Source organism: Kibdelosporangium persicum, from assembly GCF_013280595.1.
GTDB classification, from domain to species: domain Bacteria; phylum Actinomycetota; class Actinomycetes; order Mycobacteriales; family Pseudonocardiaceae; genus Kibdelosporangium; species Kibdelosporangium persicum.
The window spans coordinates 44,818-64,901 of the sequence record NZ_JAAATY010000038.1 but is presented as its reverse complement, the minus strand read 5'-3'; the positions used below and the strand labels follow the sequence as shown (position 1 = coordinate 64,901).

General features: G+C 70.1%; 13 protein-coding genes. 3 read left to right on the top strand and 10 right to left on the bottom strand.

Annotated features, from left to right (window positions below; all coding sequences use genetic code 11):
* Window positions 1–13: 13 nt before the first annotated feature.
* The 9 genes from GC106_RS40685 to GC106_RS40650 form a co-directional block, all read right to left on the bottom strand.
* Window positions 14–1,642: an FAD-dependent oxidoreductase gene (locus GC106_RS40685; protein ID WP_173141526.1), complete on the bottom strand. Its 1,629-nt coding sequence runs from the start codon at window positions 1,640–1,642 to the stop codon at window positions 14–16.
* A 7-nt stretch (window positions 1,643–1,649) separates the two neighbouring features.
* Window positions 1,650–2,816 carry a DUF1684 domain-containing protein gene (locus GC106_RS40680; RefSeq protein ID WP_173141525.1) on the bottom strand — a complete coding sequence of 389 codons (1,167 nt, stop codon included), beginning with the start codon at window positions 2,814–2,816 and terminating at the stop codon, window positions 1,650–1,652.
* A gap of 216 nt (window positions 2,817–3,032) precedes the next feature.
* Window positions 3,033–4,133, bottom strand: a complete 1,101-nt coding sequence (locus GC106_RS40675; RefSeq protein ID WP_173141524.1) for a lanthionine synthetase LanC family protein — start codon at window positions 4,131–4,133, stop codon at window positions 3,033–3,035.
* A gap of 77 nt (window positions 4,134–4,210) precedes the next feature.
* Window positions 4,211–4,339, bottom strand: a complete 129-nt coding sequence (locus GC106_RS49075; RefSeq protein ID WP_281368759.1) for a hypothetical protein — start codon at window positions 4,337–4,339, stop codon at window positions 4,211–4,213.
* A gap of 66 nt (window positions 4,340–4,405) precedes the next feature.
* A complete protein-coding gene (locus tag GC106_RS40670; protein WP_173141523.1) occupies window positions 4,406–6,808 on the bottom strand; it encodes a lantibiotic dehydratase in 2,403 nt (800 codons plus the stop codon).
* Window positions 6,805–7,767, bottom strand: a complete 963-nt coding sequence (locus tag GC106_RS40665) for a thiopeptide-type bacteriocin biosynthesis protein (RefSeq protein WP_173141522.1) — start codon at window positions 7,765–7,767, stop codon at window positions 6,805–6,807. Before GC106_RS40665 ends, GC106_RS40670 begins: the two co-directional genes overlap by 4 nt.
* 211 nt (window positions 7,768–7,978) lie before the next feature.
* Entirely contained in the window at window positions 7,979–10,891 is a 2,913-nt protein-coding gene (locus tag GC106_RS49570; protein ID WP_173141521.1) for a helix-turn-helix transcriptional regulator, read from the bottom strand.
* 75 nt (window positions 10,892–10,966) lie between these two features.
* Complete coding sequence (locus GC106_RS40655) at window positions 10,967–11,206, bottom strand: hypothetical protein (protein WP_173141520.1); 240 nt, start codon at window positions 11,204–11,206, stop codon at window positions 10,967–10,969.
* A gap of 38 nt (window positions 11,207–11,244) precedes the next feature.
* Window positions 11,245–14,256, bottom strand: coding sequence for a type 2 lanthipeptide synthetase LanM family protein (locus tag GC106_RS40650; protein WP_217281573.1), 3,012 nt, complete (start codon window positions 14,254–14,256; stop codon window positions 11,245–11,247).
* Window positions 14,257–14,489: 233 nt separating this feature from the next.
* On the opposite strand from GC106_RS40650, the gene GC106_RS40645 reads away from it, so the two are divergent.
* The 3 genes from GC106_RS40645 to GC106_RS40635 all read left to right on the top strand — a co-directional run bounded on the left by GC106_RS40645 (window position 14,490) and on the right by GC106_RS40635 (window position 18,917).
* Window positions 14,490–15,095, top strand: a complete 606-nt coding sequence (locus GC106_RS40645) for a helix-turn-helix transcriptional regulator (protein WP_173141518.1) — start codon at window positions 14,490–14,492, stop codon at window positions 15,093–15,095.
* 12 nt (window positions 15,096–15,107) lie between these two features.
* Window positions 15,108–15,671, top strand: coding sequence for a response regulator transcription factor (locus GC106_RS40640; protein ID WP_173141517.1), 564 nt, complete (start codon window positions 15,108–15,110; stop codon window positions 15,669–15,671).
* A gap of 102 nt (window positions 15,672–15,773) precedes the next feature.
* A complete protein-coding gene (locus tag GC106_RS40635; protein WP_217281572.1) occupies window positions 15,774–18,917 on the top strand; it encodes a non-ribosomal peptide synthetase in 3,144 nt (1,047 codons plus the stop codon).
* 44 nt (window positions 18,918–18,961) lie between these two features.
* Here GC106_RS40635 and GC106_RS40630 read toward each other — a convergent pair whose 3' ends face one another.
* Window positions 18,962–19,942, bottom strand: a complete 981-nt coding sequence (locus GC106_RS40630; protein WP_173141516.1) for a ketoacyl-ACP synthase III family protein — start codon at window positions 19,940–19,942, stop codon at window positions 18,962–18,964.
* Window positions 19,943–20,084: the final 142 nt, after the last annotated feature.

Below are 20,084 nucleotides of genomic sequence, written 5' to 3'. Positions count from 1 at the left end.
GTGCGTTGTTCGGTCACAGAGACGCCGATCTGACACCGGCTTGCCAGGTGAGGAAGCCACCGTCGAGGTTGGCGGTGTCCCGACCGTACGCGCTCAGCAGACGGGCGGCTGTGTGGCCGCGCTGCCCGACTCGGCAGTACACGATCAACCGCCCTGGTGGCAGGTCGGTTATGTTCTGGCGCAACTGGTCCAAGGGCGCGTTGATCGCCCCGGGGATCGCGTCGGCGGCGAACTCGTCCGGTGTCCGAACGTCAAGGACCGTCGCGCCGCCGGCCCGCGCCGCATCCAACTCGTGCCACTGCACGGTCGTCGTGGCCGCAGAGGCGAGGTTCTCCGCGACATACCCCAACATGTTCACCGGATCCTTGGCCGAACCGTACTGCGGCGCGTAGGCCAGGTCGAGCCCGAGCAGATCCGACGCGCTCAGCCCTCCGGCCATGGCTGTGGCGAGCACGTCGATGCGTCTGGCCGCGCCCTCGGTTCCCACTGCCTGCGCACCAAGAATCCTGTCCGTGTCCCCGTCGATGAGCAGCTTCAGCGACAGCGGCGCTGCCCCCGGGTAATAGGTGGCGTGTGCCGACGGGTGGATGTGGACGACCCGATGCGCGCGTCCGACGGTTCGTAGCTGTTTCTCATTCCAGCCGGTGACCGCGGCGGTGAGCCCAAGCACGCCGACCACGGCGGTACCGTGACCTTCGGTGTCGCGCGCTGGGCGGCCCGTAATTGAATCCGCCGCCAGCCGGCCCTGGCGGTTGGCGGGACCGGCCAGCGGGATGAGCACAGGCTTCCCCGATACCGCGTCGATTTTCTCGGCGACATCACCGACCGCGTAGACGCGTGGATCGGAGGTGCGCAACGAGGCGTCCACCAGGACTCCACCCCCTGGGCCGATCGCCAGGTCGGCGGCCCTGGCCAGGCCGCTTCGCGGCCGTACCCCGGCGGCCAGGACGACCAGGTCGGCGGGCAGGGCGGCGCCGTCACCGAGCACTACGGTGTCCGGACCGACCTGGGCCACCCGCGTGCCCAGGTGCACCGCGACACCGTGAGCACGCAGGTGTGCCGCCACCGGCTGCGCCATCTCCGGATCCAGCGGGGAAAGCACCTGTCCTGCCTGCTCGACCAGCGCAACCGACAGGCCCCTGGCGTGGAGGTTCTCGGCCATCTCCAGCCCGATGAACCCGGCGCCGATCACCACAGCGGTACGGGCATGCCCGGCTGCCCGGACGATGGCGTCGGCGTCGACGACGTCCCGCAGTACATGCGCACGTTCCACGCCAGGCACGGGCGGCACCACCGCTTCCGCGCCCATGCTGAGGACGAGGTGATCCCAGTGCTGTGCGTAGTCCACACCGGACCGATGATCCCGCACCGTGACCGTGCGGGCTGTTCGGTCGATCGCCAGGACCTCGTGGCCCACTCGCACGTCGAGCGCGAACCGCTCCCTCAGCCCGTCCGGACTCTGCGGCAGCAGCGCCGACCGTTCACCGATCACCCCGCCGATGTAGTAGGGCAGCCCGCAGTTGGCGAACGAAACGTACTCACCTTTCTCGAACACGACGATCTCGGCCTGCTCGTCAAGTCTGCGCAGGCGCGTGGCCGCTGACATCCCACCAGCCACGCCACCCACGATCACCACCTTCATCTCGGCGTCAGCCAGCGGCCGGGATGAAGTTGGCGTACTCCTCGATCCGGTCAATGAGTCCGTTCTTGAAGCGGAAGTACATCGCCGCCTGCACTTCACCGACCGGCCCGTCGGCGTTGGTGATGCGCAGGACGTGCTGCTGGAGCACCTCGTCCGCTTCGGTGAACTGGCGGGTGATGTCGTAACGCAGCGACGCTTCGGCCGCAGGACCATCCTTGAGCATCGCGAGGTTCTCGTCGATAGTCTGCTGCCCCTTGCCGTCGTTGTGCCAGACGGTCGCGGTGTCCGTGCACAGCGCACGCATCCCGGCGTAGTCACCCGCTTCCAGCCGTCGCAGGTAGCGGACAGCGGTGTCTTTGATATCGGTGCTCATAGCCTCACGTGTTCCTTTCGGTTCGCCATAAACAGGTGCGCACTCACCCACCGGTACGGGCACGGGCAAGTGGTTGCCCTCCGGCGCCAGCGGGCACGGAAAAGCGCGGGAGAAGACGTGCAGGGGAAGCACGGCCTGGTTGAAATCGACCCGGACGGTGTCGCCCTCCACTGGCGGTAGCACCACCCATCTGCCGATGTCCGGTGTCTCGGCACCACTGGTGGAATCGGTGAACACGACCAGCAGGTTGCCGGGGAACGTTTCGATCACCGTCAGCGAGCGCCGCTGCCCCGCCAGGTCGAACACCAGATCGGCGGGTGCCGGGAGAATGTGCTTGGTGGGCGGATCGGTCAGCCGCTCGATCTCCACTTCCCGTCCCGGCGTCCTCCGGTACTCCGCATCGACCGTATAGGCCGGATTTACCGGGAACACCGCGATCTCCCGCAACCGCGTCAGCGAGGCGACAGTGGGGTCCCAGACAATCAGCCTGTAGATTCCGTCTCCGCCGGAGACAGCCACAGTGCGCTCACCCGACAACCGCAGACTGCTGCCCCCGGTCAACGTGACCGTGCCGTTCACCGGACGGCCGTCCAGCGACACCCCGTCCGCGCCGGCCGCGGTGAACTTCACCCCGTCCGAGCCGCTCGCGTCCCACTGTCCGGGCACGCCCTCGACCGTCTGAGCCGACCCGGTGATCGTCGCGAGCTGGACCACGCCGGCCTTCCCGAGAGGTCCGGCGATCTCCTCCCAGCGGCCACGCCGCCACGCCTCATAGTCCACTTCCACACGTTTTTCGACCATGATCCGACACTAACCGCCCAGGTCGGCCGATCGTCAAACTACTTTGCCAAACTGGCAAAGCGTCAAATGTAGACACTCAGGGGAAGTGAGCGACGGCAACGATGTCGTCCAGTTGACCGAATATCCCGGCAAGGCCTCCGAAGCGATGCCCCTGCTTTCCAGGAGTCGCTCGCTCCATGAAGGCCGGTCCTGCCGTCACGATGGCGCCGGGGCGGCTCACCGCAGTCCCAGCAGCGGCAGCCAGGCCCGGCAGCCGCCCGCCGCCGTCAGCAGCACCGCGAAAACGCCCGCCGCGCCAAGCAGAGTCAGGTTCGCCGCGGCGAGCTCGTTCACCGCTTCGCGACGCTCGCCCAACCAGTCTGTCAGCGCCGTGCGCAACCGCGCGGCAGAAGGATGGCCTGTGTGCACGGCGAACGCGTCGGCTATCGCGAGTACGCCCGCAGCGCCGTGGCACACACCAATCAGGTCCTCCGCGGTGGTTCCTCGCAGCTGCGTGCCGGGGTCCCACGCGCGGTCCAGGCCGACCACGGCTTCCAGGGCGACCTCCCGCGCACCGGGATCGTCCAATGCGTCCCCGGCCTCCCACAGCGCCCACGCCACACCCGGGGCGCCGTAGCACCATGCCTGCCGGGTCTGCCAAGCCTTGGCGGATTCGGTCCGGTCCGACGTGCCCCACACCGGCATGCCACGCGGATCAGTGGCGGCGGTGCCGACCAGAAGGGCGACGCAGTTACGCAGTGCGGCTGTCAGCCACGGACGCGGGCCGAGCACCCGCTGTGCCGTGACGAGAGCGAGAACGACGCCGGGTACACCATGGCCGACCCCGAGGTCGATCGCGCTGTTGTCACCGGTGCGCAGCCCGGCGAGATCAACCTCGGCGGTGAGCCGGGCCAGGTACCGGGCGAGCGGGCCGGTCTCCTCGGCGGTGCCGCGCCCACCGACCGTCAGCGCGAGCAACACGCCTGCGGGGCCTGCGATCAGGTCGTAGTCCGACCACTGGAGTTGATCGGGCTCCCAACGGTATTCACGTGCCCACCCGGACAACCCCTGGCGGGTGTTCGCGGCGAGCCTGACCAGTCTCCGGTCGGCTTGTGCGGCGACGGTGAGGCCTGCGACGAATCCGGCGCGGCCGAGATCGAAAACGCCCACGGCTCGCGTGTTGCCGTGCAAGGCATTCAGCCAGCGGACCAAGGCCGCGTCGTCGAGGTGTCCGAGCAGGCTGGCCAGCACCCCTACCCCGGCACCGTCCACATCGGCCAGGCCGGGGGCAGCCAGGGCGCGCCTGGCGCAACCCGCGTACCACGTGCCCGCGGTCATGGCTTCCTTCCTTGCAGACATGAAGGCGCGTGCCGTCCCATAACTGGACGGCACACGCCTTCAGCACGTCACTGCCGTCAGACTTCCTGGCCACAGCCGAACGTGCAGGCCGACTGCGCGCCCATCTCCAGGGCCTGCTCGCCGGTGTAGGCGGTCTCCAGGCCGGCGATCATCTCTTCCACAGTGGACACGATGGACTGCTCCATGATGTCCCTCCTTTCGGTTTCTCTTTTTTCGCACCGGGACGGGCGTCCCGGCGGAGCTCGGTTCGGTCAGCCGGACCGGACGCGGGAGGCCATCTCCGCGGGGTCGGCGGCCAGGGGCAGGCGCAGGACGAGTTCACCGCGGTGCGTAGGCCCGCCGGCGATATCCGGTTCGGGCAGCATCTCCGCCACCAGGAACTCCGTCACGCCGCAGCGCCTGATCCGGTCCACCAGTCGAACGGTGTGCAAGCTGTCGAGATCGCACGCCCTCGGCTCGTCCTGCGCATCGGCGGCGACGGTCACCCAGCGCGGCAGGCCTCGTACGGCTCGCAGCCGGGCCAGGGCTCGTGCCGCACCGGGCGCAGGCGCGGACGTTTCCCAGAGCTCGTCGGCGCGCAGCCGCCATTGCTGTGGGCTCAACACCAACTGGCCGCCGCCGACGGTGATGCGGGGCATCCAGTGGCGATCCGGCCAGCCGGTCAGTGAGTAGCGCAGCCGTTCCCAGGGCACGCGGTTCGCCCGAGGGCTCGCGGCCAGCAGCCGGTTGCCGATCACGTCCCACGGCTGGGGCATTGCGCGGGTGGAGTGGTAGACCGGCCAGATCCGTTCGCCATGGGCCCGCACCACCGGTCCGCCGTCCGTCCGCTGGATGGTCAGCCCGGACAGCGGTAGGTACGTCGAGGGCCGCCGCAAGCCGTCCCGGTAGTAGCGGTGGACATCCGGATCACCGGTCCACGCTTCGGTGTAGGCGGGCCTGCGGACCGCGTTGGCGGCCTTGGCCGACAACGGGGGCACCAGCAGTTCGACGAAGCGACCCCCCAGGTCCCGCTCGACCTGCCGCAGAAACGTCCGATACCACTCGGGCCGCACCGGTCCGGCGGGGTGCAGCACTGCTAGTGCGTCGGCGAACCGCGAGTCCAGCGTTCCCGTGGAGCGGACGTAGTCGAACACTGCCAGCGGCAGGCCGGTTGGCCGCACCGGAACGATCACGCAGTCCAACGGCCAGGCCGTGGGAACGCTCGGCGGTGCACCCACCATCGCGAGGACGGTGTCGTCGATGTCGACCGGGCCCACGTCGAGCCGTTCGCTCAGCCACCTGTGCAGCCGTCCGTACGGGGTGTCCGCCACGTCCGGTACTGGCCAGTCCCACCGCTGCCTGCGAGGACTTGGCGGCTCGGCCAGGTCGTCCACCATCAGGTCCAGCACTGGGCGCGGCGTCTCCGAGAGGTCCGCCGTCTGTGTCACCCGAGGCCGGCTGGAGCCGACTACGTCCAGCACTCGCATGGCCGAGCCGCTCAGCTCCTCGACCCGGCGGACGTAGGCCAGCGGCAGCGGACCGTCCGAACGGCGATGCACGTCGACGAAACTGCCCTCGCGCGGACGCGGCAATGTGCCGGTTCGTGGTGCCCACCCGGTTGTCGTGGCGCTGGTGGGCAGCGAAACCGTGACCACGCCAAGCCGGATCAAGTGTTGGACGAACCCGTGCACGATCCGTTGGTGCTGGTCACGGTCGACCGGTTCCGCATGCGGCGGGACCAAGGCGGCGGTGAACTGTGGGAGCGTCAGTGTGCTTCCGGTGAGCGCGTCCAACACGGCTCGCAGTGGCTCGGTGCGGCGGAGCCGGAGCCGTCGCAGCCGGTCGGGCGTCCGCGGGTCGATCACCCAGAAGAGGGTGTCCGCCTCGATGTCGCGGTGCAGGGGCGTGACCGCGAGCAACGCGCCGGGGGCTGTCAGCTCCGCCAGACCGGTCCCGTCGTGCCGGTTGGCCGCGTACTCGACGGCGTAGTCATCAGTCAGCGGCGGCAGGACATCCGCCGGAGCGTCGGCGACCTGCAGCAACGCCGTGTGGGCCAGCCAACCTCGCGGGGTGGCTCGTGTGCTGCCCCGCGTGATCAGCCGCCACAACAGATCCGCACGCTGGCGCATCCGCTTGCCAGTCCATGTCTCCCCCGCGCCCAACCGCGTCTGGATGTCGGCGAGCACACCCGGCTGTGCCTCGGCGATGGCCAGCCGCGCCACTGGGTCGGTGGCGAGCACTGACCAAGGCAACTCGGACAGGCGCCGCTGTTCGGCATCGACCGCGTCGTCCAGGTGCGCGTGCCGGTCGGCCAACTCGGTCAATGTCCGTGCCGTCCGCCGCAGGCGAGTGCCGAGTTCGGTCTGGCCGACGCGAACGGCAATGTCGGCAGCTGCCGCGACCACTCCCTCAGCGCGGGGCGGGATCGGGTCAGGGAGCGTGTGCAGCAACCGCCGCGCGGCGAGCGCATCGGCCCGATCAGCGGCGCCGAGCGCCAGGTGCGGTACGACCACGTCGCCTATCGCGTCGGCGAGGGTCAAACCGTCCGCGGCCAGGCGGTCGCGGTCGCGATCCCACTGCCGTAGGGCGTCGGCCAGTTCGGGCGCACCGGCACGGGCAAACCACGCCATCGGCAGCGCCGCCGTCCGCATCAGGGCCACGATCGGCGCGTTCATGACCGGACAGCCGGGATTCCGAGCGCTGCCGCGCGGTCAGCCAACGCCTCTGTCAGTAACCCCTGGCGCAGCGGGTCGAGCCCGCCACGGTTCCAGTGGAAGATCGTCACCAGCGCCGCGGCCTCCCGCGGTCCCAGCCACGCCTCACCGGTGTCTAAGTACTCGCGGCGCCACGTGTCCGCCAAGGCGCGTACCCCGAGATGGCCGGCACTCTCGCGACTCTGTGCCCAGGCCGCGCGCACACCATCCGCGGCGTGGCGGAAGGCCGCAGATCCGGTCACCTCGGACGGCAACCCGCGGCGGCACTGGACCCGGACACGGTCCCAGACGTCCAGGTCCTCCCAGCCCACCACACCCAAGCCCGCGAACAACTCGGCCAGTACCGGCAGCGAACGCGCCCACGCGGGCTCACCGGGGGCGGCGTGGCACTCCAGCCAGAAGAGGGAGTCCGTAGTGAACAGACGATGGACGTGGGTCAGCGAGGCGGGCCCACCGAACAGAGCAGTCTCGGGCTCATAGCACGGCTCGGTCACAGTGCCCACGAGGTTGTCCCGCTGCCAGCGCTCACAGGCGGCACGCACCTGGCCGCGCAGTTCGTCCCGCTCGCCCGGCGCGGGCTCGAAGCGAATCCGGAGACCTGGCGGCTTGTGCACGAAAGCGAACTGGGTGGCCTGGCCACCGTGCAACACAGTGGTCGCGAGGTCGCCCAACGCGGCGTACAGCGAAGGAGCGGGGCGGCACCCGGCCAAGGACAGTCCATACTGGACCCATCCTGATCCGGTGAGCAGCGCCTGCCGCCCGGCTCGCAGGAACACCCTTTGCTCGTCCGTCAGCGTCCCACCGGCCGAGTCCGCGCAGTCAAGGAGAAATCGCCGCACGGGCACGAGGCCGGCACCCACGGGCAGGGGCGCGGCGAGCGCGACATCTTCGATGTCCGCGCGCTCTGCGTGTGTCCCCATCACAACTCCCGCCGTGTGCCTCGGTCCTCGTGGTGCCGACGGCAACGATTCCGGACGGAATGCCTGGCGCACAGAGTGTTTCACGCAGCGATGAGGGCGGCCGGCCGTGCCGTGGGTTCCCTTGTGCTCACCCGGGGAACGTTCGGCTCAGCGCACCGGCTTGTCTATTCAGGACACCAGCGGAATGCCGATCGGACAGTTCGACGGAATGTCACGACGGGACGACGGTGGCGGCGAGCTCGCCGAGAGCCTTGCGGTTGGGCAGGCCGGTTTTGGTGAGGAGGCTGGAGATGTGCCGCTCGACCGTGCGCGGCGACAGGTGCAACTGGTCGGCGATCTCGCGGTTGCCGAGCCTGTGCACGAGCAGTCGCAGAACCTCGTACTCGCGAACCGTCACGCCGTCTGCCCGTAAGACGGCAGGTATCTCGCCGGCACCGTTGCGACGCTGGGCGACCCGCGCGCCCGCGCTCCGCAGCAGCGCCCGGCACGCACCGGCCACTGCCGGAATATCCGCGCTGTGGAAGTACTCTTCGGCCGTACGAAGCCATTCCACGGGTGTGCCCCAGCCGTCGGCCAGCGCGGCCTCACCGACGAGCCGCAGGCCGAGGTGCTTTCCCATGGCGTACGGCGCTCCTACGGACATGGCCTCGTCGACGGCCGCGGCCGCCTCCGCGTGCTGCCCCGATCGACCGGCCAGCACCGCTCGCCCGAACGTCGCGAACTGCCGGTCCCACCGGAAGCGACTGCCCGGATCAGCGGTGATCTCCTCGTACGCCTCCCAGTCCATGTCTCCGGACAGGATCCGCAGCAACAGTTGCACGCCGTACCGCCCGGCATAGGCGTAGATCGTCGGGTTCGCCGCCTCGTATCGCATCGCCATGGCCAACTCGGCCATCGCGCGGGAGCGGTCTTCCTCCAGCAGAGCGCAGGTAGCCTTCGCGAGACCGTGTATCCGCGGCGCGTGCTGGATCAGATCACCCTCCCGCTCACGGAAATCGGCGAGTGCGTGCGTCATCTCCTGGCTTTGGCCGCGATGCCCGGCGAGCACGACCCGCAGCAGGCGAACGTACCGCGCGGGTTCTCTCAGTCCCAGCCGGGTCGTGGCGGTGAGCACGTCGTCGATCAGCGCCTCGGCGGCGTCGAAGTCGCCACGCAGGATGATCTGGAGTGCCGTGCTGGAGTCCGCGTGGTACCGGGCGGTCACGGCGCCGATCCGGGATGCCTGCCGCCTGGCCTCGGTCAACCGGTCGAGACTGCCGTCGTGCATCGCGTCGTCGTTGCCCAGCCGGGCGAGGGCGTGGATCTCCCAGATCGGCAGGTCGTACTGGACCGCGACGGCCCTGCTGCGTTCCAGGCAGCTGGACGCCTGGACCGGGTCACGCGGCCGGACGAGGGCACCCAGCAGCTGCCAGGCCTGGCAGGCGACAACGGGCAGGTCCGCCGTCTGCGCCACGGTCGCCGCACGACGCGCCAGCGATTCGGCCTTCCGCAGTTGTTCCGGCCCGGGTTGATCCACCGCGAGGTAGGCGTCGACGACATCTATCGGTGCGGAGTCGGCCGGACTGGCGTCCGGGCCGAGCAAAGCCCGGGCAGCGTCGACCTGGGCCACGCCGTCGGCGTATCTCCCGGCGACGTGGGCAGCCCACGCGAGCCGGGTGCGCAGCCGGGCCCGCCGCTGCCGGTCGAGGCCACTGCCGGCCTGGTCGAGCGAGGTGACCGAATTGAACGCCCGGTCGATCTGCCCCGCTTCGGCGAGCGCGTAGAGCAGGGTCTCCAGCACGTCGGCGCGGGTGGCGCCGTCCTCGTGCGCGAGCAACTCCCAGGCCCGGTCGAGCAAGGCGACAGCCGAATCGGCGGCGCCCTGGTTGAGCGCACGCCGGCCGGATTCGAGGAACAGCCGCCCGGCTGCCACGATGTCACCGGCGTCCAGGCGCAGGGCGGCGCACGCCTGGCACCATTCACCGGGAAGTCCCGGGTAGACCGCCTCCACCGCGTCCGCGACCTGGGCCGACAGCCGTGCCCGGTCGGCCGGGGTGAGCAGGCTCAGCACGGCTTCCACGATCAGCTGGTGCTGGAAGCCGTACCAGCCAGGCGCCTGGTCGTCGGAGACGATCAACTGCGCCGCGCGGTCGGTATGCAGGTGACTGAGCAGGTCCCGGTACGACAGGCCGGTGACCTCCCGCATCAACGCGAGCGGGAACCGCGGGCCCAGCACGGCGGCCGCCGAAACCAGCTCACGCGTCCGAGGATCCAACTGCTCGACGCGCCGGGCGACGCTCCGCACGAATGTCGGCGGCGCGGTGGCCGGCGTGGTGTCGCACAACTGCCAGCGTCCGTCCTGGGCCACCAGCAGGCCACCGTCCACCATCCCGCCGAGTACTTCCTCGACCAGAAAGGGGTTTCCGGCGCTGCCGGCCCACAACAGGTCGGTGGCGTCCGGTGACACGTCCTGCTGTCCGACGCCGAGGCACGAGGCGGCCAGCCTGCACACCTCGGGTTTGCCGAGCCGGTCCAGCTCCATCAGCACAGCGGCGCCGCGCCGGGCCGCCGACTGGGCAAGGGTCAGTGCCGGACCCGGATCGGCCCTGACGGTGCCGAGCAGGACGGTCGGCTGCCTGCCGATGTTGTCGGTCAGGTAGTCGACCACGGCGAGGGTTTCCGGATCGGCGTCGTGCATGTCCTCGAGCGTCACCAGACAGCCGTTGCGCCGGCCGGCCAGGCCGATCAGCCGCAGCACCGCCTCGGCCAGGATGACCAGCGAACCGTCGTCGTGGTCGGTGACCGGCGGTCCCCAGTCCGGGATCAGGCGGCCGAGGACCGGCCGGTACGGGCCGAGCGCGTCCACGTCGACCGGACTGTCCAGCCGGGTCAACGACAGCAACGCCTCGGTCAACGACCGGAACGGCGCGGGCGGGCCGATCGCGCTCCCCCGGCCACGCAACAGTCTCATGTCGGCGGCGAAGCCGAGATCGGCGGCCGTCGCGGCGAGCCGCGACTTTCCGATGCCACCCTCACCGACGAGGAAGACCGCGGCCCCACGCCCACCGCGTGCCGAGTCCAGCAGCTTCCTCATGGTGCGCAGTTCGCCATCCCGCCCGACTATGACAGACGACCGTTGCCCCACTTTTCCGACATTAGCTTAGTTTCCGACAACCGGTCCATTGGCCGGTTGCCGGAAACGGTGTCAGCGCTTGATTTCTCAGTGGTGACTGACGCTGCATATCGGCGTTGTGGCCACCGCGGCGGCCGGGTCCTCGAAGACCCCGGCCCCTCCGGAAGCGGCGACACCCGCCGAGATGACCAGTCCCGCGAGAACCGCCGCCCGTAATCCGAACGGCGTTGTCATCGGCAGGAGCTTCAGGCGGTCCATCGGACCGACCGCCTGTGGCTGGTCCTCAGGGTCACCGGACTCGGCCAGTTCCTCGGGGGTGGTCGACATTCGTCTCTCCCTGTTCTCTGGTGGTGTGATTGCGTTGTTCACTTCTTCGCGGGCGTGGGTTCCAGCAACAGCACCGACGGAACCCGGTCGGGAAAGCCGAGCCTCAGCAGCCCGTACCCGATTCCGGCCAGCCCGGTGAGCAGTCCAGGGGTGATCACACCGTTGGGTGTCCCGCAGAACACGCCGTAGCGGTTCACCGCGTCGAGCACCAGCCCGGCCCGGCCGCGCAGGGCAGGCACCGCCGCGGGCTGGCGCTCGGCCATCACCGTCAGCGCCTCGGTGATGCCCAGTTCGCCGTGGCACAGGCTGAGGTCGCGCAGCACTCGACGCTCGGCGAAGTGCCGCACGGCACGCTCCAGTTCGATTTCGTCCATCAAGGGCGATCGCGCGGCCAGGAGTCCGGCCCGGCCGGAACACCAGCCGTCGTGGTCGTGGTGCGCGGACGCGGCCAGGATCTCCCGGCCGGCCCGGGCGTGGGCCGCGTCGGTGTCACCGAATCTCGTCAGCGCCAAGCCGATCCCGGCACTGCCGTCGGTGAAGCCGCGAGCACCGGCCACATCCCGCCCCACATCCCGCAGCAGCCGGTCCGCACAGATCTCCGCCAGTCGCGCCGCCGACGGCATGCCCAGTTCGGCGTGCACCGCGATCATCGCCGCCAGACACCCCGCGACACCGTGCGCCCATCCGGTGGCGCCACCGGCCGCCACCTCGGCAAGGTCCACGGCGGACTCCGCCAGGTGCCCCAGCTCGCTGCTCGACAACGAAGTCGCCATCCGCGCGAGCGCGTACGCGATGCCTCCGAACCCGTGGTACCCGCCGGGACCGACCGCCGCCACGAGTGCGGGCTGAGTGGCCAGAACGTCGAACAGCGGCGCCATCCCCGTGACGGCCCGGGCCGCCACATCGCCGTAGTGGGCGACATGGGTCAGGTCGGCCAGTTGCGCCAGGAACAACGCGACGCCGGTGTACCCGTTGGCCAGCCCCGCCCCCATGGGCAGCAGCAACCACTGCCGGTCGTCGACGGGTTCCAGGCCGAGCCAGTTGACGCGGTCGCCCACGGCCGCGCTCCTCGCGACGATCTGGTCGGCGATGCCGCAGGCCACGGCGAGCAGCCTTTCCGGCTGCGCCGCGGTGAGCTTGATCGGGCCAGGCACCGGCACGGTGCTGACGTGCCCCTCGATCGGCCGCCTGGTGGCCAGCGTGGCCGAAATGATCCACTCCTGGTCGTGCCGGTCCGCCGCGCTGTAGCCGTTGATCTTGGCGCGAACCTGGTCCAGCACCGTCTCGCCGAGCACGTCCGGCTCGGGCACGCCGTCCGACGTCCACAGGTCCCGCCGATCCGGCCGCGCGGTGAACAGCGGCACGTCACCCGCCCACAGATCCACCAGTTCATGCCGGGACAGCCTGCGGCGCAGCGGAAACCCGGCCGACTCCGTCCACAGCAGGTCGAACACGCGGTCACGGGCGAGTGCGTCGGTGAGCAGGTCCGGCCGGGTGGACTCCTCCAGCAGGGCCACGTAGCCGTGGGTGGGACGCACGAGGACGCGAACGTCCATGCCCGCGGTCTCCGCGACGAGGTCGGTGAGTTCCGCGCCGTGGGCCATGATCGCGTCGTAGCCGAGCCGGAATCCGTGGATGAGCGCCTGTTCGTAGTCGCACGGTTCGAGGTCCCGGTCGCCGAACCGGGGACGGTTCGACGCACCGGTGAACCGCACCGGCTCGCGGACCGGGCGCATGCGGTCGGTCGCCGGGAACTGCCAGCCCACTTTGCTGCCCGGCGAGTCTGTTCCCCGGTCCCCGCCCAGGCCTGACATGTCGACCGCGCCGTGCTCACCCACCACGATCATCGGCAGCAACGCGGTGCGGTACACCGAGGTGGCCAGGACCTGCGCCGCGGGATCCGCCGCCTGGCCCGCAGGCCCCGGCAGGACGGGCTGCAACAGCGTTTCGACGTCCACCAGCATCGGCTGGTCACCGCACGCGATCAGGTTCTGGTAGTGGATGTCCGACGCGGACGTCGCGTGCAGGAGCGCGAGCAGGGCGCCTTGGCGGCGGTAGAAGAAGTCGGCTTCGGCGAGATCCGCCAGCGGGCGTGCGGTCACGAACTCGACCCAGCCGTAGCCCGGTTTGGCCACGACCGCCGCAGTCCGCAGGCCGAGCTGGGCCACCATCCGGTTCAGCGAGGCGACAGCGGCGTTGAACCAGACGTGTGCCCGTAGGTCACGGGGTTTGTAGACGACCCGCTCACCGCCGGCGAACGACAGGAACGCCACCGAACGGCCGCGCTGATGGATGTCCCCCCGGCCGGTCTCGATCATCGCGAGCGGACCGGGATCGCTGCCGTGCAGCAGCAGCTCGACGATCTCGGGGCGATCGCCCGAGAACCGGCCGAGCAACTCGATCCGGGCATCGGCGGCGAACCGGCTCGTCTGGCCGAGCAACCTGCTGAGCACGGGGTACTTGCCGAGCAACGCCGCGAGACCGGCCGGATCGGCCGTCCGCCGGACGAAGTCGGCGAAGCGCGCACGGCTGTCTCCGCCGATCAGCCGTCCGCGGGATTCGTGCATCTCCGCCACCAGCGTCCGGGCCGCGAGCTCGGCCAGTCCGCGGCCCAGTTCGACGGCGAACTGCTCGGCGACGGAGTCGAGATCCGCCAGTCCCGGACTCACCCCGGCGGTCACCCGATCGGTGGCCACGGCGACGAATGGGCGGAGTATGGCGGCGAACGCCTCCTGCCAGTCGCGGTACACCGGGGTCACCGGCGGCAGCGGCTCGGCTCTGCGCAGTGCCTGCTCGGCGAAGTCCGCCCAGTCCGGCCGGGTGATCCTGGCGGCGACACTGTCCGGAGACTCGGTGGCCAGGGCCAGAGCACTCGCCTCGTCGAGCCCCAGATCGGCCAGCCGCGCGCCGAACCAGGTGTGCTCGCTGCCGTCCGCCTGGTGCACCGTGCCGGCCGCAAGCGGTTCCGCCACGGCACGTTCGTGCAGCGCCACGCCTCGAACCCACCAGGTCGCATCCAACCTGTCGGCAGCCGTCCGGTTCGTGGTCACGCCCCACAACATGCCAGCCGCGGGACCCGGCAGTCATGAGTGGAATCCACTCACATTCGTGCCTGCTCCACCCACGGCCGCCGGTGCCCGTCGCCACCGCGGCCACTCGCCGGAGCCGTGAGCAGCGGTGAACCACCGGGTGATGCGGGAATCGGGAATTTGAGTGGAGCACACGCATGCGCCGCGGCTGATGCCGGACTTCGATGAGGACAGCCGATCAAGGAGGTCTGGAGATGGGTGAGCCGGTCTCTGTCAACGTCATGGCGCTGGACCCGGTCCTGGAGGCCGGGACGACCAGCGCCCTGAACAGCTGCCCGGACGTCGCCGTGGCCATGCCACGCGACGCCGCCGCCGTCACTGTCGTGATCGTCGACGATGTCGGCGGTGAAGTCCTCGACCTCGTCCGGGCCACCCGGGCCGCCGCCCACCGGCCGGAGGTGGTCCTCGTGGCCACCGACGTGGCTCCGGCGGAGGCGCTGCACGCGATCGCAGCCGGGGCGCGTGGACTGCTTCGCCGTCGTGAAGCGGGCGCGGCCCGTCTCACGCGTGCCGTGCTCGCCGCCGCGAGCGGCGACTGCACCGTGTCACCGGACATGCTCGACGGTTTGCTGGAGCACGGCACGAGCGCTCGTTCCTCGGCGCGGACGACCAATCTGAGCGAACGGGAACGCGCGGTCCTGACCATGGTCGCCGATGGCCACGAGACCGACGAAATCGCCAAAGCGCTGTGTTATTCGGCGCGAACGGTGACGAGCGTCGTGCACGACATCACCCACCGCTACCGGCTTCGCAACCGGGCCCACGCGGTGGCATACGCATTACGCGCCGGACTGTTGTGAGAGGTGGAGATCATGCTGCCAGTGCACCTCACCGCGTCTGACGTGACCATGCGAGAACGGATGGCCACGGCCCTCCGTCGGGCAGGGATCCCGTTGACACCTGAACCCGGTCCGGACACGGTGCTCGTCGCGACGGGCAGGACAGTCGACGACGCACTCGACGCGTGCCGTCCCGGACATCTGCTGCTCATCATCGCCGACACGTTCACGCCTGCCGGAGTGTTGCGCGCGATGCGGGCCGGTGCCCGGGTGATGCTCCAGTCCGGCCGGACAACCCCGGCGCAGCTCACCGCCGCGGTGCACGCAGCCCGCCACGGCGACGGCAGGCTGCCGCACGACGTGCTGGTCCGCCTGGTGGGCACCGCCCAGCCGCAGATCAGTCTTTCGCCGCTCACCGCCCGGCAGACCGCGGTGCTCGCGCTCACCGCCGACGGCCACAGCAACGCCGCGATCGCGCGGTCGCTGTCGTGTTCCGAACACACGATCAAGAACGTCATCTACGACCTGATGACCCGCCTGCAAGTGCGCAACCGCGCACACGCGGTCGCCCATGCCGTCCGGGCCGGCCTGATCTGAACCGGCAGGCGAACAGTTCGCGGACACGTGCCGGTCCTTCCCTGGCGAGCGGGTACGGCCCGGCGCGACTCTTGGTGCAACCCCAGTGCGTGGAGGTCTACAGTGGACAGCTGTGCGATGGACGGCGCCGGACGCGCCGGCGTGCCGAGGAAGACGTCGTTCGCGCAGCAGCGGCTGTGGTTCCTCGACCAGCTCAGGCCGGGCTCGGCGGACTACCTGCTGCCGCTGGCGCTGCGCCTCCGCGGCGAACTCGACACCGAGGCGCTCGCCAAGGCCCTGAGCGTGATCATCGACCGGCACGAGGTGTTGCGCACCAGGTTCGGCACGGTCGACGGGGAACCCAGGCAGCTGGTCGACGAATCCGCCGGTGTCCGGCTCGAGACGGTCGTGGTGCGGGATCCCGCCGAGTTCATCCGGCAGGAGATCCGGCGGCCGGTCGACCTCGCTGTCGCGCCACCACTGCGGGCGAAGCTCGCGTGCCTCCGCCCTGACGATCACCTGCTGCTGCTGGTGTTCCACCACATCGCGGTCGACGGCCGGTCGTGGGATGTGCTCATGCGCGAGCTGGCGGCCGCCTATCGCGGCGAGCCGCTCCCGCCGCTTCCGGTGCAGTACGCGGACTTCGCCGAGTGGCAGCACGAACGCCTGGCCGGACCGCGGCTGAGCCGGGAGCTCGGCTACTGGCGTGACCGGCTGGCCGGGCTCGCCCCGCTCGACCTGCCCGCCGACCGGCCCAGACCGGCGTTCTGGGACGGCAAGGGCGACGCCGTGCGGTTCACCTTGGCCGCGGACGTCGTCATCGAGGTCGACCGGTTCGCCCGGCAGCACCGGGCGACCAGGTTCATGGTGCTGCTCGCGGTGTTCAAGGCGGTGCTGGCCCGGTACACCGGGCAGACGGATCTCGCGGTCGGCGCGCCGGTCGCGGGGCGTGGCCTGGCCGGCGCGGAGAAACTGATCGGCCTGTTCGTCAACACCGTCGTGCTGCGCACCGACTTGTCCGGCCGGCCGTCGTTCACGACGGTACTGCGCCGGGTCCGGGACGGCGCGCTCGCCGCCTTCTCGCACGCAGAGGCACCGTTCGAGCGCATCGTCACCGAGCTGACCACCGAACGGGACCTGTCCCGCAATCCGCTCTGCCAGGCGTCCTTCTCCTTGCTCAACGCCGCCCACGAACCCGTGGCGCTGCCCGGCCTGGACACCGAACTGGTCCAGACCCCGCTTCCCGGATCGCCGATGGACCTCTTCCTCGATCTCACCCTGCGTCCCGGCGGGGACATCGTCGCTTGCCTTCAGTACGCCACCGCCCTGTTCGACCACGAGACGATGGAGCAGTTCGCGCACGGCTATGCCGAACTCCTGCACTCCGTTCTCGCCGAGCCCGACGTCCCGGTCGCGGACCTCGCGCGGCGGCTGAAGCCGTTGCCCGGCAAGCAACGCCGGCGGTTGCTGGAGGAATGGAACGACACCGGCCGCGCGGTGCCGGATTTGACCGTGTCCCAGTTGTTCGAACGGGAAGCACTGTTCTCACCGGACGCGATCGCCGTCAGGTCTGGGGACGTGGAGCTGACCTACGGGCAACTCGACGGCAGAACCAATCAGCTGGCGCACCACCTGCGTACCCTCGGCGTCGGACCGGGCACGCTCGTCGGCGTCCACCTCGAGCGCGGCGCGGACCTTGTCGTCGCGTTCCTCGCCGTGCTCAAGGCGGGCGGTGCCTACCTGCCCATCGACCCCGGCTATCCGAGCCATCGCATCGGTTTTGTCCTCGAAGACGCCGGTGCGCGACTGGTGATCACGCAGGATTCCCTCGCGGCACGGTTGCCCGCAGCCGACACCGTCCTGCTCGATCGCGACAGCGCGGCGATCGCCAGGCATCCCACGCACGGACTGACCGGCGCGCCCGGGGATCTCGCCTACGTGATCTACACGTCCGGGTCGACCGGCAGGCCCAAGGGCGTGCTGATCGGTCACCGGGCGCTGACCAACTTCCTGATGTCCATGGTGGACAGACCCGGCCTGCGCCGGTGCGCCGCCGTGATCGCGCTGACCACGGTGTCGTTCGACATCTCGGCACTGGAGCTCTACCTGCCGCTGCTCGTCGGCGGGCAGGTGGTGGTGGCGGGCACCGAGGAGGCCAGGGATCCGCTCCGGATGGCCGGCCTGATCGACACTGTCCGGCCGGCGGCGTTGCAGGCCACTCCGGCCTACTTGCGGATGCTGCTCGACTCCGGCTGGTCGGCACCGCCATGGTTGACCGTGCTGTCCGGTGGCGAGAAACTGCCCCGGGAACTCGCCCGGCGGCTCGCGGCCGACGGCGCGACGGTGTGGGACCTCTACGGCCCGACCGAGGCCACGGTCTGGGCGACCACGGCCCGGCTCGACGGTGACGGCCACGTCGTGGCATGGACACCGGTGGCCAACTACGCCGTGCACGTGCTCGACTCACGGCTGGAGCCGGTGCCTGTCGGTGCGGTCGGCGAACTGCACATCGGCGGTACCGGTTTGGCTTGGGGCTACCACAACCGGCCCGGTACGACCGCGGCGGCGTTCGTGCCCGACCCGCATGCCACGCGGCCGGGAGCACGGCTCTACCGCACCGGAGACCTGGCCCGCAGGCACGAGAACGGGGCGGTCGAGATCCTCGGCAGGCGTGACCACCAGGTGAAGATCAGAGGACACCGGATCGAACCGGGTGAGATCGAGGCCGCCCTGCTTGCCCACCCAGGGATCAACGCGTCCGTGGTGCACCCGGCGGGCGACCGGCTGATCGCCTACCTGACCGGCGACGTCCCGGCGCCCGAGCGGCTGCGAGCCTTCCTGCTCGAGACACTGCCGGACTACATGGTCCCGGCGGTGTTCGTCACGCTCGACGAACTGCCGCTGACACCGAACGGCAAAATCGACCGCAACGCGCTGCCGGTCCCCGACGCTCCGGCAAGCTCCACAGTGGACCACGTCGCGCCGCGTACACCCGCCGAGCGCGCCGTGGCCGACGTGTGGCGTGAAGTCCTGGGCAGCCCCCGGATCGGCGTGCACGAGAACTTCTTCGAAATCGGCGGGCACTCCCTGCTGGCCACCAGGGTCGCGGTCCGGCTGCGCGCCGCACTCGGCATCGACGTACCGGTCCGCGGCTTGTTCGACCACGGCACGGTGGCGGAGCTCGCGAGTGCGCTCCCGGATTACCCGCGGATGCCCCAGCAGCGCACCGTGCCTGCGCTCACGGCCCGCCGGCGGGTCAAGAACTGAGTTGTCGCCAGAAGGCTGATCGGCTCCCCGCGTCGAGGAGCCGATCAGCCGCCGATCTCGACCAGCACCATGCTCCAGGCGGCCACCGGGCTGGAGTTGACCAGCAGCACGCGCTGACCGTCGCACAACTCGCCGTTCTCCATGGCGACCTGCAGGTTCAGCAGGACGTCGTTCGGGCCGAGATGCCCGTACTGGCGCAGGTTGTCAAAGCAGGTTCCTGCGATCCTGACGCCGAGAGCGTCCTCGACGAACCGCAGCGATCCCACTGAGAGGTTGTGGCCGATGTGGCCGTCGATGTCCTCGGCACGAAGGTCGTTGCGCTCCAGGAGTTTCGTGTACAACGCCCTGAGCCGGTTGCCGGATTCCACAGCGAGGGCGAACGAGTAGTCATGAAGATCCCGGCACCGCTCACGCCAACGGGCTGACGGGCGGTCGCGATAGTCCACAGCGAACAGATCCCAGTAGTCGCCGTTGGTCTCCTGCAGGATATCCACGATCCGAACGCGGCCCTGCCGGGAAATCACGGCGGCCATACCGCCGTCGCCGTTGACCGTGACCGGGTGCCGGTACCGAAGTGGTGTCACCGGCTTGCTGCCGTGCACCACCAGGACGTTGTCCATGTCCGCGTCGGCGGCGACCAGCCCGCGGGCGGCCAGCAGCGCCGGGGTGACCGACACGCACCCGAGGCCGCCCACGCTGAACACCACCGCCCGGCCGGCACCGAGGGCCGCCTGCAGACGGGTCGCTTCGGAGCTCATCAACGTCTCCGGCGAGCGCGGCTCGATCACCACGAGCGCACCGACGTCGGCCGGGGCCACACCGGCCCGGCTGAGTGCCTGGCGCGCGGCGCCTGCCGCGAGCTCGAACCCGCTCACGGCGTCGTCCGCACGTATCCGTTCGATACCGAGACCGGCCAACGTCTCCCGCTCTGTCGCGCCCAGCACCGCACGACCAGGCAGCCCCGCGACCGCGACGGCACGATCCGGCCACGAGAAGGCCACCGCCTTCAACGCCACTGTTGTCATGTCTTCGAGCGTCCGGCCGGTCAGCGGACCGCAGGAGGGAAGAACGCGCGGTGAAGCCGGCGCGTCGGCAGACACCCATCGCTGCGATTTCTCCTCTTTGGCCCGCGAGCGACGAACCCGCAGGCTGGGGTCGGACACGTGG

Bases quoted from the DNA above. Each gene is read 5' to 3' on its own strand.
- GC106_RS40685 (WP_173141526.1), bottom strand. From the start codon at position 1,642: ATGAAGGTGGTGATCGTGGGTGGCGTGGCTGGTGGGATGTCAGCGGCC.
- GC106_RS40680 (WP_173141525.1), bottom strand. From the start codon at position 2,816: ATGGTCGAAAAACGTGTGGAAGTGGACTATGAGGCGTGGCGGCGTGGC.
- GC106_RS40675 (WP_173141524.1), bottom strand. From the start codon at position 4,133: ATGACCGCGGGCACGTGGTACGCGGGTTGCGCCAGGCGCGCCCTGGCT.
- GC106_RS49075 (WP_281368759.1), bottom strand. From the start codon at position 4,339: ATGGAGCAGTCCATCGTGTCCACTGTGGAAGAGATGATCGCCGGCCTG.
- GC106_RS40670 (WP_173141523.1), bottom strand. From the start codon at position 6,808: ATGAACGCGCCGATCGTGGCCCTGATGCGGACGGCGGCGCTGCCGATG.
- GC106_RS40665 (WP_173141522.1), bottom strand. From the start codon at position 7,767: ATGGGGACACACGCAGAGCGCGCGGACATCGAAGATGTCGCGCTCGCC.
- GC106_RS40655 (WP_173141520.1), bottom strand. From the start codon at position 11,206: ATGTCGACCACCCCCGAGGAACTGGCCGAGTCCGGTGACCCTGAGGAC.
- GC106_RS40645 (WP_173141518.1), top strand. From the start codon at position 14,490: ATGGGTGAGCCGGTCTCTGTCAACGTCATGGCGCTGGACCCGGTCCTG.
- GC106_RS40640 (WP_173141517.1), top strand. From the start codon at position 15,108: ATGCTGCCAGTGCACCTCACCGCGTCTGACGTGACCATGCGAGAACGG.
- GC106_RS40630 (WP_173141516.1), bottom strand. From the start codon at position 19,942: ATGACAACAGTGGCGTTGAAGGCGGTGGCCTTCTCGTGGCCGGATCGT.